We start from the raw sequence: 264 nt of genomic DNA, 5'->3' as shown, positions 1-264 counted from the left end.
GGTCAGGGACACGTTGATCATCCAGTAGACCGGGAACAGCATGATCGCGGTCAGCACCAGCCCCACGGCGGTCTTCATCCGGCTGCGCGCGGCTTTCATGAGGCGGCCTGCCTTCTCTGCGCGTTGATGTACACCAGCCCGAACACCAGGGCCATGACGATGAGCAGGTTGCCGACCGCGGCGCCCGGGCCGAAGGCCGGCAGCAGGTTGCCGAAGCCCAGGCGGTAGGACCAGGTCGCCAGCGTGGTGGACGAGTTGCTCGGG

It is taken from the genome of Sphaerisporangium melleum (genome assembly GCF_014646695.1).
In the GTDB taxonomy this organism is placed as follows: Bacteria; Actinomycetota; Actinomycetes; order Streptosporangiales; family Streptosporangiaceae; genus Sphaerisporangium; species Sphaerisporangium melleum.
This window is presented reverse-complemented; position numbering follows the sequence as displayed.